The 14,442-nt window shown below is 48.8% G+C and carries 13 protein-coding genes; 2 read left to right on the top strand and 11 right to left on the bottom strand.

What is annotated here, in order from left to right; all coding sequences use genetic code 11:
* Positions 1 to 134: 134 nt before the first annotated feature.
* The 5 genes from EKK48_01595 to EKK48_01575 form a co-directional block, all read right to left on the bottom strand.
* A complete protein-coding gene (locus EKK48_01595) occupies positions 135 to 1,472 on the bottom strand; it encodes a tetratricopeptide repeat protein (GenBank protein ID RTL46059.1) in 1,338 nt (445 codons plus the stop codon).
* Between the two features lie 225 nt (positions 1,473 to 1,697).
* Positions 1,698 to 2,159 (bottom strand): response regulator, encoded by a 462-nt coding sequence (locus tag EKK48_01590; protein RTL46058.1) that lies wholly within the window; start codon positions 2,157 to 2,159, stop codon positions 1,698 to 1,700.
* 161 nt (positions 2,160 to 2,320) lie between these two features.
* Positions 2,321 to 4,150, bottom strand: a complete 1,830-nt coding sequence (locus tag EKK48_01585; GenBank protein ID RTL46057.1) for a hypothetical protein — start codon at positions 4,148 to 4,150, stop codon at positions 2,321 to 2,323.
* Between the two features lie 38 nt (positions 4,151 to 4,188).
* On the bottom strand, positions 4,189 to 4,500 hold the full coding sequence (locus EKK48_01580; GenBank protein ID RTL46056.1) for a hypothetical protein: 312 nt from the start codon (positions 4,498 to 4,500) through the stop codon (positions 4,189 to 4,191).
* A 164-nt stretch (positions 4,501 to 4,664) separates the two neighbouring features.
* Positions 4,665 to 5,558, bottom strand: a complete 894-nt coding sequence (locus EKK48_01575; protein RTL46055.1) for an NAD-dependent epimerase/dehydratase family protein — start codon at positions 5,556 to 5,558, stop codon at positions 4,665 to 4,667.
* 636 nt (positions 5,559 to 6,194) lie between these two features.
* Between EKK48_01575 and EKK48_01570 the strand changes: the two genes are divergently transcribed.
* Both EKK48_01570 and EKK48_01565 read left to right on the top strand, forming a co-directional pair.
* Positions 6,195 to 6,650, top strand: a complete 456-nt coding sequence (locus EKK48_01570) for an NADAR family protein (GenBank protein RTL46249.1) — start codon at positions 6,195 to 6,197, stop codon at positions 6,648 to 6,650.
* A 70-nt stretch (positions 6,651 to 6,720) separates the two neighbouring features.
* Positions 6,721 to 7,662, top strand: coding sequence for a hypothetical protein (locus EKK48_01565; GenBank protein ID RTL46054.1), 942 nt, complete (start codon positions 6,721 to 6,723; stop codon positions 7,660 to 7,662).
* A gap of 77 nt (positions 7,663 to 7,739) precedes the next feature.
* Here the strand turns inward: EKK48_01565 and EKK48_01560 are convergent, their stop codons facing one another.
* The 6 genes from EKK48_01560 to EKK48_01535 form a co-directional block, all read right to left on the bottom strand.
* Positions 7,740 to 10,169, bottom strand: coding sequence for a tetratricopeptide repeat protein (locus EKK48_01560; protein RTL46053.1), 2,430 nt, complete (start codon positions 10,167 to 10,169; stop codon positions 7,740 to 7,742).
* A gap of 62 nt (positions 10,170 to 10,231) precedes the next feature.
* Positions 10,232 to 11,269: an aldo/keto reductase gene (locus EKK48_01555; protein RTL46052.1), complete on the bottom strand. Its 1,038-nt coding sequence runs from the start codon at positions 11,267 to 11,269 to the stop codon at positions 10,232 to 10,234.
* Between the two features lie 60 nt (positions 11,270 to 11,329).
* Positions 11,330 to 12,253, bottom strand: a complete 924-nt coding sequence (locus EKK48_01550) for a hypothetical protein (protein RTL46051.1) — start codon at positions 12,251 to 12,253, stop codon at positions 11,330 to 11,332.
* Between the two features lie 176 nt (positions 12,254 to 12,429).
* Positions 12,430 to 12,738 carry a DUF59 domain-containing protein gene (locus EKK48_01545; protein ID RTL46050.1) on the bottom strand — a complete coding sequence of 103 codons (309 nt, stop codon included), beginning with the start codon at positions 12,736 to 12,738 and terminating at the stop codon, positions 12,430 to 12,432.
* A gap of 3 nt (positions 12,739 to 12,741) precedes the next feature.
* The gene (locus EKK48_01540) at positions 12,742 to 13,203 is read right to left on the bottom strand and encodes an SUF system NifU family Fe-S cluster assembly protein (protein ID RTL46049.1); all 462 of its coding nucleotides are present in this window, start codon (positions 13,201 to 13,203) and stop codon (positions 12,742 to 12,744) included.
* Complete coding sequence (locus tag EKK48_01535; protein ID RTL46048.1) at positions 13,187 to 14,425, bottom strand: cysteine desulfurase; 1,239 nt, start codon at positions 14,423 to 14,425, stop codon at positions 13,187 to 13,189. Before EKK48_01535 ends, EKK48_01540 begins: the two co-directional genes overlap by 17 nt.
* Positions 14,426 to 14,442: the final 17 nt, after the last annotated feature.

Here is a 14,442-nt window from a genome sequence, read left to right as displayed (position 1 = left end):
CCGGTTGTCGAAAAAGTGCAAACAAGTATTGTTGTGGACAATCGCCAGACAGCCTGAAGAATCGCGGGGCCTAGTGGTTCTGGAGGATGGGAATTCATCTGATAGTCCTGTACATGATCTAGACCAGGCGAGCCCTAGGTCCTTGGTGTTGTCGGATGCATGCTCACTAAAGAACGTATCGTAACGGGATGATTGGACCCGAGTGCGTCAGTTAGAATTTTTGTGCCCCGTTCCAGATCCTTTTGAGCCTGGGATGACTCATGGTTGAAACTTTCAGCACGGGCTCGATCGATCAAAGCTACGCCGAGATCCGGATGCTGTGGACTGAGCTTTTTTTCGCGAATTGCTAAGCACTTGTTCTGCATTTCCAGGGCTGCTTGCACCTGGTGTTTCGCGAGCAAAACACTGCCGAGCAGATTGTATGTCGTGGCAACGTCTGGATGACTGTCTCCCAAAAACCTGATCTGTATAGCCAGCACTCTTTCCAGAAGTATTTTGGCTCCGCTGAAATTTTGATGCTTCGCTTGCAGTTCAGCTATACCTGATAAAGTCTTTGCCACCAGTGGATGATTTTCTCCCAGTAGTTTTTCTCTGATTCTCAGTGCTTCTTTGTATAGTGTTGCAGCTTCGTCAAGCCGATTCTCATCACGATAGAGTCCGGCTAAGTTGTTCAAGTCGGTCGCCGTATAACTGTGTTCCTTTCCCACAGCGCTTGAATCGATTGCGAGCGCTTGCAAGTAGTATTTCTCAGACTTAGCAAACTGACCCTGATCTCGATACACTCCGCCGAGATTGGCTAGAATGACTGCGTTGTCTGCATCATTTTTACCCAGCAGTTTTTCCTTGATTGCTAATGATTGCAGATAATACGTTTCGGCTTCAGCATAGCGTCCCTGGTCGCGGAGGACTTTTCCTGTGCCGTTTAAAATCGCTGCGCGATTCGTATCGTCTTTCTTGATTCGCTCATCCCATATTTTGAGTGCTTCTCGAAATGTTTGTTCGGACTCGTTATATCGCCCCTCATCTCTGTAAAGCGTCGCGAGATTATTTAGGCTCATCGGTAGCTCTGGACGATTCTTACCAAGTTGGCGAGCTATTTCAACAGATTTGTTGTAATAGGGTTCCGCTTCGGAGAATTGAAAACGTGTTCTGTAGAGTTCAGCAAGATTGTTGTATGCCTTGGCACGGCGAGGATCGTTTTGTGAGTAATTCTGAGCTTCTTTCAAAGCTTCTTTGAATTTAGCCTCCGCTGTTTCGAGGTCGCCTTGTTTGTAAGCGCTTTCTCCGATGCCAATGGCGCTGTAGTACGGTACGGATTGAATCATCAGAACCGCAGCCCAGGAAAGTGATACCAGCCAGGTGCCTCTCTGATACCATTTGAACTTGGGATTGGAAAGTACTCTGGTTTGAAAAGCTTGCTGCCACTGCCGCACGCGAGTGATTGCATTGTCATCATTGTTGGATTTGAGCATGTTAATAGTCTAGTCTGATGGTAGCACTGGTGGTGCATTGAAAATGACAGGTTGTCGAACTTAGTAATCTTGTGGAAATGTTGCAAAGGCAGCATCTTTTCAATAGTAAGAGAAATGCCGTGCCCCGGATATAGGTTTTTCCCTGGAAGAGTTCTTGTCTGGATGAGTTATCCTCTGGGGGCGTTCTCCTCTGGACGAGTTCACCAGGTCAGGTTGTTTTCGTAGCTAACCGAACAGCAACTGGTCGTCGCCTTCAGACGAGGTAATCAAACTCATGTTCGGACGCCGCGAGTCGTAGGTCCATCGCAGCAAAATCTTTCGGAACGCCTCAACTGAGAAAGGTTTGCTCATGAAGTCATCCATTCCTGCGTGCAGGCATTCTTCGCGCAGCCCTGCAATGCCGCTCGCTGTAAGTGCCACGACAGGGGTATGTCGGCCGGTTCCTTTTTCCGTCATTCTAAATTTACGGACAGTTTCGATTCCGTCCATCCCTGGCAGATTGATGTCCATGATCACTGCCGCGTATTGCGCTATGCCAAGTGCTCCAAGGGCCGCTTCGCCGGTACCGACAATGTACGCATCGTAGCCAAACCGCTCACACAGCTGCTCGAACACGAACTGTTGTGGGTGATAGTCTTCGACGATTAGGATCTTTGGCCTCGACAAAATCTGACTCCCTTCCGGCATGCCACTTTTAACCCAGACATGCCACCATTATTCTAACGGTGTCCAACGCGATGCGCCATACCGAGAGTGAGGTATACCCTCTGGCGACCGGCTTGTCAGGCTGCTCAAGCCCGGTTCTGATAATTGTTCTTGTTGACTTTTGTCCGCAACGTCCTACGGTATTACGTCTGTAAAACTGGAGCATATTCATCGTCGTTCATGTTGAAGGTCCAGGCAACGGCGGCTTTTGCTGTGTTGATGTGTGGAGGCACTCTTAGAAAGTATTTTTTGAAAGTGCCGTCCGCTTCCGGTGTGGAATTAGTGACTTCAACCATGAGCAGCGGCTCGATTGCATCATGAACGACATGCCTGTAGAGCACCCCGTATTGATCGCGATCGATCTCTTTTGCTCCCACTTCGACCAGATATTCTTTTATTCCGTATCGGTCGAGCATCAGTCTGCGGATTTCTATGTTCTCTTCATTCTCGATATCATCCACGGTGATAGTTTCAGGCGCTTCGACGAGTTGCTTGTTCACTCTGATGCCATCGAGATGGTAAAGCTGCCAGCCGTCGCGCCAGCGGAGCGATGGTCCCTCCTCGTTATGTAGCGCACCATTTTCGTTCACGTGGAACTCATGAGGGTATTCGCTAACAATGCAAAAGTCGCGATGCATAAATATCAATCCACATTCGTTCCAGACCTTTTGCATTGCTTCATGGAGGTCTTGATTTGGCGGATTTGTAGTGAAGATTTTGGACAACGCGCACACTTGAAATTCGTCATATTCTTGAGTATTACAGTGCCTGAGAATCGAGCGACAGGACATGACCGCTTCGGTCAGCGCTTTATTTTGCCAGGCTGACCCACCAGTCAGAGTCTGAGTAAGCTGATCGAAAAGCGTTGTATCTGCTGCTCCTGATGCCAGGTCTTGCCCGCCGTCCGCTCTCGACCAGTTGACCGCGTTGACTGTGCATTTAAATATTTCTCGCGCCATTTTCGTCTCTAACGTAAAGTCTGCGAAATCTTTTGTGTTGAGAATTCCGCCTGAGTCTGATTGGATGGCTTGGATGGCGTCTGACATGGCGCAGCGAACGGCATCACCTGCGATGCCATTTGGAAATGTTCTAAATTGATTGATTTGAAATTCGTCCAATCTTTTGTCGAAGGCAGCTTGACGTTCGCGATCATAATAAATGTCGCGACATGTAAACGCCTTTTGCACAGTCAATCTGTATATGTCAGTGCCAACATTGACCTGCCGATCGGCTGCTACTGGATTCAATGGATTTATCGAATCGGAATTTCGCGCCGCAAGTGCAGCAGCAAACGACGCAGCTATTACAAATATTAGCGGATTAGAGGCATATACCAATCTGGGGGACGGCAGTCCTATCTGTTGATACAACTCATTGATGGATGTCTCTAGTTTCTTTTTGTCGATCGGTTTAGTTCGTCGAGCTCGAGCGACCCACTCATTGATAAATGCCTGAAGTTTCATTTCGTCAATGCGAATCACTGATTTCGCGGATGTAGTGTCACTGCGGTCCGCTGTCGAGATGTTGAAATCTTTGGCGCTTGCCTCATAGAGCCCTTCATCAAAGGCATTGTGTAAATCAGCTAAGCCACGCAATACGCTTCTTCGGGTTGCCCAGACCTCTTGTGAGGTGTCTTGCAGATTTTTCGTTCGACACATGCGAATGATGCTGTGGATTTCATGAATTCCCGGTTTCAGATTGGATTGGTTTAGTCCTTTCAGTGCTGCTCCTGCGCTTGTCTGCAGATAGACATTGTCTGACAATGTCAGAATCTCAGGCTCTGGATTCGTAATTCTTTCAAATTTTACATAGAGCCGGTCGTCCTTATCGCGCAAAAAGCTGGCTGTCATGCGCAAACGAACTATGTTTCCGCATGCGACAATAACGCGAGCGTTGTTAAACCAACTTTCGGCGCGAGCAGACTCTGCCGCGGAATGTTCGAGTCTTTTGAAAAGCACGTCGCCGTTGTGCATTTTGCCGCCCGTTCAGATCGCAGGACCACTGAGGCGCACTAATCGCTCACGTAGTTGGTCACAGTGCGTGGGTTGTATTCACGTTGCCTGATAACTTTGTAAACACCTGCAGGAAGCGGAATCGAATCATGTTCCTCGTGAACTAAATTCGCTTTTGTCTCAACTACAAGGTAGCTGTCTTCATTGTTGCGGAAGAGCTTCGCATCTTCGGTGCGCACGCTGTGCGAGTGACCGGTGACTTCTCCGTAGGCAAGAACTATTTTGTCTGAAGGTGCCTCTTCTTTTGCCTCAACTGGAAGTTCACTCACTTGCATGAGCAACACATCGCCCTGTCGATATTGTGCAGCCATAACAACCTCTCAATAAATCGCGTCGACAATATTCATCATAGGTCGCCATGTCACCGATCGGAGTCTGGATTATTGTTCCTTGCCGGATTAAATTCGAAACGTGTACATGAAAAAGCTCTCGGACCCCAGTGCCGAGAGCTTTTTCGATTGTGCATCAATCGCCCTTACGCGCGACCGGCTGCCAATTGTTTTGTTTTTTCGATGGCGTTGGCTAATTTCGGAGCTTTAGGCTGCCACCCGAGCTCTTGCTTTGCTTTCACTGCGCCGATTTTTTGATCGAGTGCGAAGGCGTCAGCAAAGATTGAAAGCGTCTTTCTTGCTTCTTCTAACGGAATAGATTTTGCCTGAGCCTGAGCGGCGCCAGCCACTAATTCGGCGATTTGTTTCGCCGGTAAGTAATCGCTGCTTGCATTGTACAGAGATCCTGCCTCGGCCTTTTCAATGGCTAGCAAATACAAGTCGGCAAGGTCTTCGACGTGCACGAGTGACCAGTAGTTCTGTCCTGTCGTGATGTAAGGCACCGTCTTGGTCTTTTCAGCTTGCTGAATCAGATTGGCAATAATTCCTTCCTCTCCACCGTAGACAATTACAGGGCGCAGCACGATTGCCTTGATTCCGTTCTGAGCCGCTTTTACGACTTGTTGTTCGTTCTCCGCACGCCAGGCAACAAATGGCAGAGGTTCATAAGGTGTCTGTTCGTCGGCAATGATGTCGCCTGTGTTTCCGAGCACCCAGGTGCCGCTTGTATAGATGAAGGTTTTGTTTGTTCCTTTCAGCGTTTCGATAATGCTGTTCACTGTCAGAGTGTCATACTTGCCAAAATCTTCGTCATTGGTCGCGGCTGTGTGTATTACCACGTCATATTGATTGAGGGTGTCAGTGTATTGTTCTGGTTTTTTTAAGTCGCCCGATACAGGTTTTACGCCGATCTTCTCCAGCTTTTGTGTGGCTTCTGGTGAGCGAGCCAGTGCTGATACTGAGTGCCCTTTGTTCAGTGCCGCTAAGGCGACTGCTTTGCCGATGTAACCTGTTGCGTTTGTCAAAAATACTTTTGCCATTTGAGTTTACTCCTGAATCAACGGCGCGCCGTCATGCGCCACCGTATGTAGTGTTGAACGGTTAGCTATCACTTGTTTTTTTCAATGTCTGAACAGGGCATCAAATGCCTGATGTTCCTGTGCAATACAATAAAGGTGTTTTAGATCCTGAGGATCGTGTCTTAATGTCCCGCTAGGGACAGTTCATGCAGCAGCACATGCAGACGTGGAACTCTGGAGCCGCTGCCGGGCTCGCTGGGGTGGTCATCGCTGAGTTGGTTTGATTACGCATGCTCTAACTAGATTCGAGTTCACGGTTTGATTATACACAAGCTTTTGCGGTGGAACGTTAGAAGTTACAGTTTGTGTTACAAGGTTGTTGAGGCAATTTGCTTTTTATTGTAGGGCGCATGGCACTGTATTTAGTGCTGTTGTCTTTTAAGCGCGGTGCCGGTAGATCGGAAACTTCGCATTTATTTTGCGGGAATGGCATTCATTTGTAATTCAACATTGCCTGTATTCGGTGTGTTTTTTGGCTAGATCTCACGTTTCCCGGTCCAGGCAAGCGCATGAATGAGAGTTGACGTAGAATGGTTGATCAGTTCGAATACGACCATTAAATACTGCCATGAACGCTTTATGGAGAGAATGATGACCATGATCGACAGTGAACAGGTAATTCGGTTTTATCGTGTAAGTGAAGACTATGGTTGTTTTTCGAACTTCTATGCTTCGCCTCTTTCCATCGATGAGCGTGTTTGGCCGACCGTCGAACACTACTTTCAAGCACAGAAGTTTCTTGACCTGGAAATTCAGGAACGCATCAGGGAAACTAAGTCACCAATGGTGGCGGCGCGGATGGGGCGTGATCGAAAGAAACCATTACGCGCCGATTGGGAGAGTGTGAAAATCGATTTGATGGTCGAGGCTGTGCGTGCCAAGTTTACTCAACATGAAGGTTTGCGTAAGATCCTTCTATCTACGGGGACGGCGACGCTTGTGGAACACACGAAGGGAGACAAATTCTGGGGCGACGGCGGCGATGGAACCGGCAAGAATATGTTAGGTGTCATTCTCATGCGTATTCGAGACGAATTTATTGAAAGCCTATAATCCGTCGTTGTCAGTTTGGAAAATTTTGTTTCTCGGCATCGCGGTCCTTGTCGGTTGTGTGGTCTGGGGAATGATTGATGCAAATCTTTTCGAGCAGCAAAATCCGCTCCATTCCGTTTGTGCCAACAAAGCTGCTAATGGTCTCTGGCTGCGCTACTACTGGTACGCAGGCAAGCATCAGTCGCAGAAAGAGTGGGATGATATGCTCGAACGGTTGCGCGTCAATCAAATTAAGTATGCATACTTCCATGTGCTGACAACGAAGTCTGATGGCAGTCTGAAAATGCGCCGTCAGGCAGGGGCAATTAAGATTACTAACGCTGTTCATGAGCGAGTACCGGGCACAAAAGCGATTGCCTGGGTTTATGTTGGTGCTGCTCCGCAGCGCGATGGGCTTGATTTATCCAAGCCCGATGTCCGAAAGAAACTTATTCAAGAAGCGCTCTGGCTGGTTAACGATTGTGGTTTTGATGGCATTCAGTGGGACTACGAGTTTTGTTCAAACGGCGATCGCGGATTGCTTGCGCTTCTTGATGAAACGCGAGCAGTCCTGAAGCCTACTCAACTACTTGGTGTTGACACTCCTATGTGGTATCCGAACACATTGTGGGGCTGGAATGATCAGTATTTCCGTGAAGTAGCAGCCAGGTGCGATCAGCTCTGCGTGATGTGCTATGACTCTTATCTTTATTTGCCGCGTGCTTACGCATGGTTGATGTCGCAGCAGGTCGTTCATGTCAGTCAGGCTGTAGCAGCCGCAAACAAGAGTGGAATGGCTCATTGCGAAGCGATCTTCGGGCTGCCCACTTATGAAGACGCGACACTGGCGCATCGCGCTCGTTGTGAAAGTCTGGCTAATTCTTTGCGTGGATTAAATCAAGGATTGAGTTCAGCCGAAACTGTTGGTGATGTTATTGGCGGCGTTGCTTTGTTCGCTGACTACACCACCGACGATGTGGAATGGGATACCTATAGAAAATACTGGCTACACTGCGAGCGCCCAGGCGATTGATGCGCATGGGTGATTTATGCACTGAGAGCCGGTTGATTCACTGAGGGCTGGTTGATGCACCGAGCTGGCTGATGCACCTAGGTATTTGGTTTGTCCTTTTGCGAAATTGCTTCTTTCAAAAGTACCCGTGCGTCGTTCAATTTCTTAACCACATCTGGTGTCTGCTTCAGCTTTTCCCAGATTGCAATTGCCCGCTTGTAGCTGTCTATTGCCACGTCAAATTTCTTCAATTTCGTGTAGTTCACCGCCTGATTTCGCAAGGACTCTGCCAATTGGGCTCTAGTTCCTTCGCGAGGATCAATTCTCAGGTGTTCTTCGGCAGAGACAACGCTGCGATTGTAATAATCCTGTGCTTGCTTATACATTTTCTGATTACTGTAAGCTTCGCCGAGCAGCGATTGTGCCAGGCACAAAATTGGTCTGTCTGCGCTATCTGGATCTGCCTCTATTTCCGCAGTTATGGGCAGGAGCATTGAAGTAATCTTCTCTGCGTTCGCAGACTTATGTGAGTCATCTTTTTCTTCACTAAGGCACCGGCAATAGTTGACGTAGTTAGCCCTCGGAAGAAGGATTTTTTTGTCGCGTTCGAAGATTTCTAGCGCCAATTGGTAGTAAGGTCTGGCGTCTTCAAAGTCGGATACTTCCATAAACTTGTCGGCAATGTCTCTGTATGCTTGAGCGGTCGAGAAGCTTTCCTTTCCGAATTTTTCTACAGCAGCCGTTCCTGCATTTTGAAATGAGTTGCGTGCGGCTGTTTTGTTTTTATCGGTGAGGAACTTGTTCCCTTCCGCAATTAGAGCTTCTACTTTTTTGTCACTGGCAAAGACAGGGAATCGCTGTAATTTGCTTTCCATCAACTGAATGTATTTTTTTGATGGATTGGCTTGTGCCTTCAGGTTTGCCAGTGCTTGCTCGTAAATTGGACGAGCTGCTTTGTAATCTCCGTGGCTGTTCAGATACTGCGCGTATGCAAGAATTCCCGTCCAGTTTTTATGTTTGATATCGTTGTTGTAGGCTTTCTTGAAGTATTCCTTTGCTTTGGTTTCATTGTGCATTTTGCTGTACAAATCACCAAGCTCGTAATAATTGGCGCTGAGCGACAGATAGACCAGGTTATTTAACGGTTTGACGTTCGGTAAGATACTCAAAGCACGTTGGTAATCCTTCTCTGCCTCCGCGTATTGCCCTTGAGTTGCCTCATCTCGCCCGAGATGGGTAGTAATCTCGGCTTGCATCCAGGCGTTGGTTCCTTGCGCCAGATCGAGCGCGAGCTTGAGGAAGCGTTTTGCTTGAGTGGTCTTTCCCATTCTTGAATAGTCCACGCCGGTTTGGTAGGCGACCATAGTCAAGTTGGTTAGATCTTCCTGGCTCAACGATGCCTTATGGAATTTTTCCAGATGAGCCATTGCCGCCAAATTGGTCATTAGATCAGCGTAGTTCTTTAGCCCCACATCTCGTGAATTGGCTGTCTTCATATGCATGAGCAGTGACATGAGCACCAGTTTCGGATTGGCTTTTCCGGCTTGATCCATCACACGTTGAGCTTCTTTATCTTCGTGCAAAGCCAGGTATATGGCGGCTTGAATGACGCGCGCTCGTCCAAGCCAGATTGATTCTGATTCGTGATCGAATTGGCCGTTTTTGACAAAGTCAAAGACAACCGCCAATTCCTTCTGGGCTTCTTTCGGTTGACCTTCTTCGAGCAGTGCCTTTGCTAGATCTGTTTGTGCATCAACGTACTCTACGGCCCGCTTTTTTCTCTGTGAGGCCAGGACAATTGCTTTCAACTGTAATCGACGTTTGGTGGCATCGATCTTGCCTTCATCGAATTCTTCTTGAATCAGTTTTGTTTCAGCCATCAAATCTTTAGTGGCATAGTCGCTGGCATATGCTTCCACCTGTAGTGGGTCTGCTTGTCCGTTTTTACCGGCTTTCACCAGCACAGAGGCAAGTTTGTTCGAGAAATTGCGCTGCAACTCCAGGCTACCCAGGTATTGATCGTTTCGTTCTATTGCAGAACGGTACCGCGCCTCTGCTTCTTCGTATTTGGATTCTGACGCCAGCAGGTCAGCCAGGTCGCCTTCGATTTGTGCATGCAGGTTTTGAGCACGTCTCAGATTCTCGAGTGTGAGGCGGTTTTTACCCTCTTGATCTATCTGTTGGTCCAGGTACGAAAGTGCTTTTCGATAGCAACTATCTGCTTCGTCTAGCTTTTGGCTCTGGAAGTAAGTTAAACCGAGAGCATGATAAACCTGCGCTTTCTGCATATCATCGGTAGATGAATCTGATATTTTCAGCGCGTCCAGGCAAAGTTTTTCGGCATCTGCCGATTGTTTTTTGTTGCGCAGCAATTCCGCTTGAGTCAGAAGAGTGGAGATGCGCGTTGCAGCAGGTGTCGCGTCTAGATTGAGCGGGTTAATGTACAGGAGTGCGGCAAAAATCAGTGCCAGCAGACCCAGCAAAGCATAAATGGCAAGCAGAAGTTTTGGCTGGTCCTTAATTGACATTATGCATTGAGATTAGAGTGCGCTTCCCAAACATAGTGAAAAGCGCACCCATGTGTTGTGCTCTACTTGTACGATGGTACCGCTAGTGGTGTACGATCCTTGAATTGCCACTGATGCCAGTAAGGGTAGATCGGGGTGATCTCGCTGGCGATGTCCAGTTTCTTTATCTGCTCTTCCGTCAGATTGAAGTCGACAGCCTGCAGATTCTGCTTTAGCTGCTCTTCATTTCGCGCACCGATAATGATGCTGGAAACTGTCGGGCGATGAGCGAGCCAGTTGAGTGCGATCTGAGGGATGCTCTTTCCGGTTTCCTTCGCTATTTCGTCCAGTGCATCGACCACATCGTACAGGTAATCGTCGTTGACTGGCGGACCCAGGTCTGCAGTCTTGTGCAATCTGCTTTCTGCCGGCAGTGGTGCGTTGCGGCGGATTTTGCCGGTCAGCCGTCCCCAGCCGAGCGGGCTCCATACGGTCGTGCCCACTTTTTCCGATAGCCCGAGCGGCATCAATTCCCATTCGAACTCACGACCTATCAGTGAGTAGTAGGCTTGATGCGAGACGTAGCGAGCCCAGCCATATTTTTCTGAAATGTCCAGTGACTTTTGCAGGTGCCATCCTGAGAAGTTGGAGCAACCGATATAGCGTACTTTGCCGCTTGTGACCAGAGTGTTGAGCGTGCTCAGCGTTTCCTCGATCGGCGTGGATGCATCCATGCCATGCATATGGTAGATGTCTATGTAGTCCGTTCCCAGCCGTCGCAGACTGTCTTCGCATGCTTTGATCAGATGGTGTCGGGACGAGCCTAAATCGTTCGGACCTTTGCCCATTTTGAATGTGGCCTTCGTCGAGATCAAAACTTTGTCGCGTCGCTTTTTAATTGCCTCTCCCAATATTTCTTCCGACATTCCATTTGAATAAATGTCAGCGGTATCGAAGAAATTTAGATCGGCATCGAGGCAGACGTCTACAAGGCGCGTTGCTTCTTTGACATCGCTTGCTCCCCACGCTTTAAAAAATTCATTGCCACCGCCGAAGGTGCCTGTACCGAAGCTGAGCACCGGCACTTTTAGTCCAGAGTTTCCGAGTTTCCTGTATTCCATTTTCTATTCCTCATCAATTTAGATCGGCCCGGCACGAAGCATGTGCGCTGATGCGACCAATTATCGTGCTCTGAAAATCTCGAGCAGCAGATCCTCGAAACCGGCTTTGTCCATGCCGGTCGCGACCTGAATTTTTTTGCCACCGAACATGACGCTGGATGTCTTGCCCATGCTTTTGCCTTGCGTGACTACTTCTATACGCATGTCTTTGAACGTAAAAAGCTCCGGCCTTATAGCTGCTGCTGCAGTAATCGTGTCCCAGAAGTAGTAGGTGAATCCTTTCACCAGTGACCAGAGTTTTGCCGCCAGCAGGGATGCTTTGTATTTGGCACTCTGTTCTTCTAATCGCTGCAAAAACTCTCGGGTGACAGGCACTTGATTGGTGACGTCAAGCGGGATCATTTTTACTTGCACGCCTGTTTCGAGCACCTGTTTGAACGCGACAGGGTCTGCATAGACATTCCACTCGGCGCTGCCGTCATGGTTGGCTTCCTCGACGTTGCCCGGCACCTGAATTGCTCCGCCCATGACGACGACTTCGGCAACCTTCTTGCGCAGGTCTGAATTTTTCAGAATTGGGGCAAGCACAGTCATCGGCCCGGTAGCCACAATCGTAAGCGGTTCTTTGGTGTGAGCGAGGCAATCGGCAAAGGCTTCTTCGGAACGTCTGCCTTTGCCTTGTTGGTATAACTTCTTGAGATAAATATCGCCGAATAGAGGCAGCTCGTTGATGATGTAGCTTTCGCGCCGCCAGTTGTCGGGGAATGGATTGGGTACAGGCTCGTCATTCCAGGCAATCTCGGGACCGTCGATGTCGAGATAGGTCGCCATTTTCAAGATCGCTTCGAAGGCCTGGTCGGCATAACAATCACCATTGGTGATGCCAACTGCTTGCAGATCCACTTCTTTGGCAAGCCACAATAAGATGCAGCTGAGGATGTCGTCGACGTGACCGTCGTGATCGTGTATGACCGGTTTTGGCATTGGTTGAGGTTAGGTGTCCGAGTTCTGCGCTGCATCCTTGACATTGCAACGGCACAACGACAGCGGAGCTAGTTTACTTCTAGCTGAACTGAGTTTCATTAGTTGGTGGGATTTTCCATAACTCGTCTTAACCCTACGGTGATTAATTGCCGCATGGTGCCCGATTTATCGAAATCCTACATAATTCCTAATTCCATCTTGGCGTCTTCACTTGCCATCAGGCGTGGATCCCAGCGGGGACTCCAGACGAGTTGCACTTTTACTTCTTTTGCCCAGGGTAGTTTTTTCACGGCGCTGTGAGCTTGTGCTTGAATAACCGCTCCGACCGGGCAGGCGGGACTTGTCAGTGTCATTTTGACAGTGACGTCGTTATCTTTGACCTCAATGCCGTAAATCAATCCCAGATCGACGATGCTCACGCCCAGCTCTGGGTCGACAACTGTGCGGAGATTTTCGCGCACTACATCTTCTTGCAGTGATGACATCGTTTACTTCGCCTCTTTTACTTTTTGTTCTGCCTGTGCCGTCTGAATACCTTCCAGAAGTGTGTTCCAGGGCAGCAGTGCACACTTTATTCTGACTGGATACTTGCGCACGCCTTGAAGAGCTTCAAGATCTTCCATCTCCTCAGGCAAACTGACATCGCCTGACTTTGACATCATCATTGATTTGAAGGCGTCGACTGTTTTCTTGACGTCGGCTATTGATTGACCGACTACAGCTTCACTCATCATTGAACCTGATGCTGTATTGATAGAGCATCCTTTCGCTGTAATCTTGACGTCCTTGACAGTATCTCCATCAAGTTGAATGTAGAGTGTCAGTTCGTCTCCACAAAGAGGATTTACGCCTTCGACTTTCGCCGTCGCATCCTCTATTTCACCGCGGTTGCGCGGGTTGTGGTAGTGGTCGAGAATGGTTTCTCGATATAGGTCATCTGCAAGCGACATGTCCTAAAACCTTATCTGCTTCTTTGAGGGCATCCAATAATATATCGACTTCTTCCTTTGTGTTGTAAACATAGAAACTGGCTCTGGCCGTGCCCATCACACCGAGGTCGCGCATCAATGGCTGGCAGCAATGGTGCCCGGCGCGAATGGCGATGCCTGCATCGTTGAGAATCTGCCCGACGTCGTGAGGGTGAACGTCTTTGAAGTTGAAAGAAATTACGCCACCACGTTTAGTGGCGTCGAGCGGTCCGTAAATATCGGCATCACCGAGCCCCTGAAGACCCTTGATGGCGTATTCAACAAGCTCTATTTCGTGGGCGCGCACATTATCCATGCCCAGGTCGTTGAGGTAATCGATAGCTGCGGCGCTGGCAATGACATCAGCAATATTCGGAGTGCCGGCTTCGAATTTCCAGGGCAATTCGTTCCAGGTGGTTTTTTCACGCGAGACGTAATTGATCATGTCGCCGCCTGTCATGAAGGCAGGCATTGCTTCCAGCAATGTTTCTCGACCCCACAACACACCAACGCCCGTCGGGCCCAGCAACTTGTGCATCGAGAACGCCAGGAAATCACAATCTAATTCACGCACTGATGTTTGCAAGTGGGGAATACCCTGCGCGCCGTCCACAAAGAGCACGGCACCGGCATCATGCGCCAGCTTAGCCAATTCGTTGATTGGATTTATGGTACCCAGCACATTGGACATTTGCGTAACTGCGACGATACGAGTTTTGTTTGTAATAAGCTTCTTCGCAGCGGCCAGATCTATTTGTCCATCATCTGTCAGAGGCAGGAAAACGAGCTTGGCTTCACGCTCTTTGGCCAGTTGTTGCCAGGGCACGAAATTGGAGTGATGTTCCATCGGCGTTATCGCAATTTCGTCGCCCGCGAGAACGTTCTGTCGTCCATAGGTTTGAGCCACCAGATTGATTGCTTCAGTGGCGTTCTTGGTGAAGATGACTTCCCGTGCCTCTGCCGCATCGATGAACTGGCGGATTTTCTCTCTTGTTACTTCAAAGGCTTCAGTCGCTTCCTCGCTCAATGTATGAATGCCGCGATGAATGTTAGCGTTGTAATTTTCATAGTAGTCTGTCAGCGATCGAATTACGCTGAGCGGCTTTTGCGATGTCGCCGCGCTGTCCAGGTAGACCAGCCGCTTGCCGTTGACCTGACGATCTAGTATTGGAAAATCTTTTCTGACTTTTTTGATATCGAACATTGTCTTAACCCTTACAC

This window comes from Candidatus Melainabacteria bacterium (genome assembly GCA_003963305.1).
Taxonomy (GTDB): domain Bacteria; phylum Cyanobacteriota; class Vampirovibrionia; order Obscuribacterales; family Obscuribacteraceae; genus PALSA-1081.
This window is presented reverse-complemented; position numbering and strand designations above follow the sequence as displayed.

Excerpts from the sequence above, each read along its gene's own strand:
- EKK48_01545 (RTL46050.1), bottom strand. The coding sequence starts at position 12,738 with ATGTCATCACTGCAAGAAGATGTAGTGCGCGAAAATCTCCGCACAGTT.
- EKK48_01590 (RTL46058.1), bottom strand. The coding sequence starts at position 2,159 with ATGCCGGAAGGGAGTCAGATTTTGTCGAGGCCAAAGATCCTAATCGTC.
- EKK48_01550 (RTL46051.1), bottom strand. The coding sequence starts at position 12,253 with ATGCCAAAACCGGTCATACACGATCACGACGGTCACGTCGACGACATC.
- EKK48_01565 (RTL46054.1), top strand. The coding sequence starts at position 6,721 with ATGATTGATGCAAATCTTTTCGAGCAGCAAAATCCGCTCCATTCCGTT.
- EKK48_01585 (RTL46057.1), bottom strand. The coding sequence starts at position 4,150 with ATGCACAACGGCGACGTGCTTTTCAAAAGACTCGAACATTCCGCGGCA.
- EKK48_01555 (RTL46052.1), bottom strand. The coding sequence starts at position 11,269 with ATGGAATACAGGAAACTCGGAAACTCTGGACTAAAAGTGCCGGTGCTC.
- EKK48_01575 (RTL46055.1), bottom strand. The coding sequence starts at position 5,558 with ATGGCAAAAGTATTTTTGACAAACGCAACAGGTTACATCGGCAAAGCA.
- EKK48_01535 (RTL46048.1), bottom strand. The coding sequence starts at position 14,425 with ATGTTCGATATCAAAAAAGTCAGAAAAGATTTTCCAATACTAGATCGT.
- EKK48_01595 (RTL46059.1), bottom strand. The coding sequence starts at position 1,472 with ATGCTCAAATCCAACAATGATGACAATGCAATCACTCGCGTGCGGCAG.
- EKK48_01540 (RTL46049.1), bottom strand. The coding sequence starts at position 13,203 with ATGTCGCTTGCAGATGACCTATATCGAGAAACCATTCTCGACCACTAC.
- EKK48_01560 (RTL46053.1), bottom strand. The coding sequence starts at position 10,169 with ATGTCAATTAAGGACCAGCCAAAACTTCTGCTTGCCATTTATGCTTTG.
- EKK48_01580 (RTL46056.1), bottom strand. The coding sequence starts at position 4,500 with ATGGCTGCACAATATCGACAGGGCGATGTGTTGCTCATGCAAGTGAGT.
- EKK48_01570 (RTL46249.1), top strand. The coding sequence starts at position 6,195 with ATGATCGACAGTGAACAGGTAATTCGGTTTTATCGTGTAAGTGAAGAC.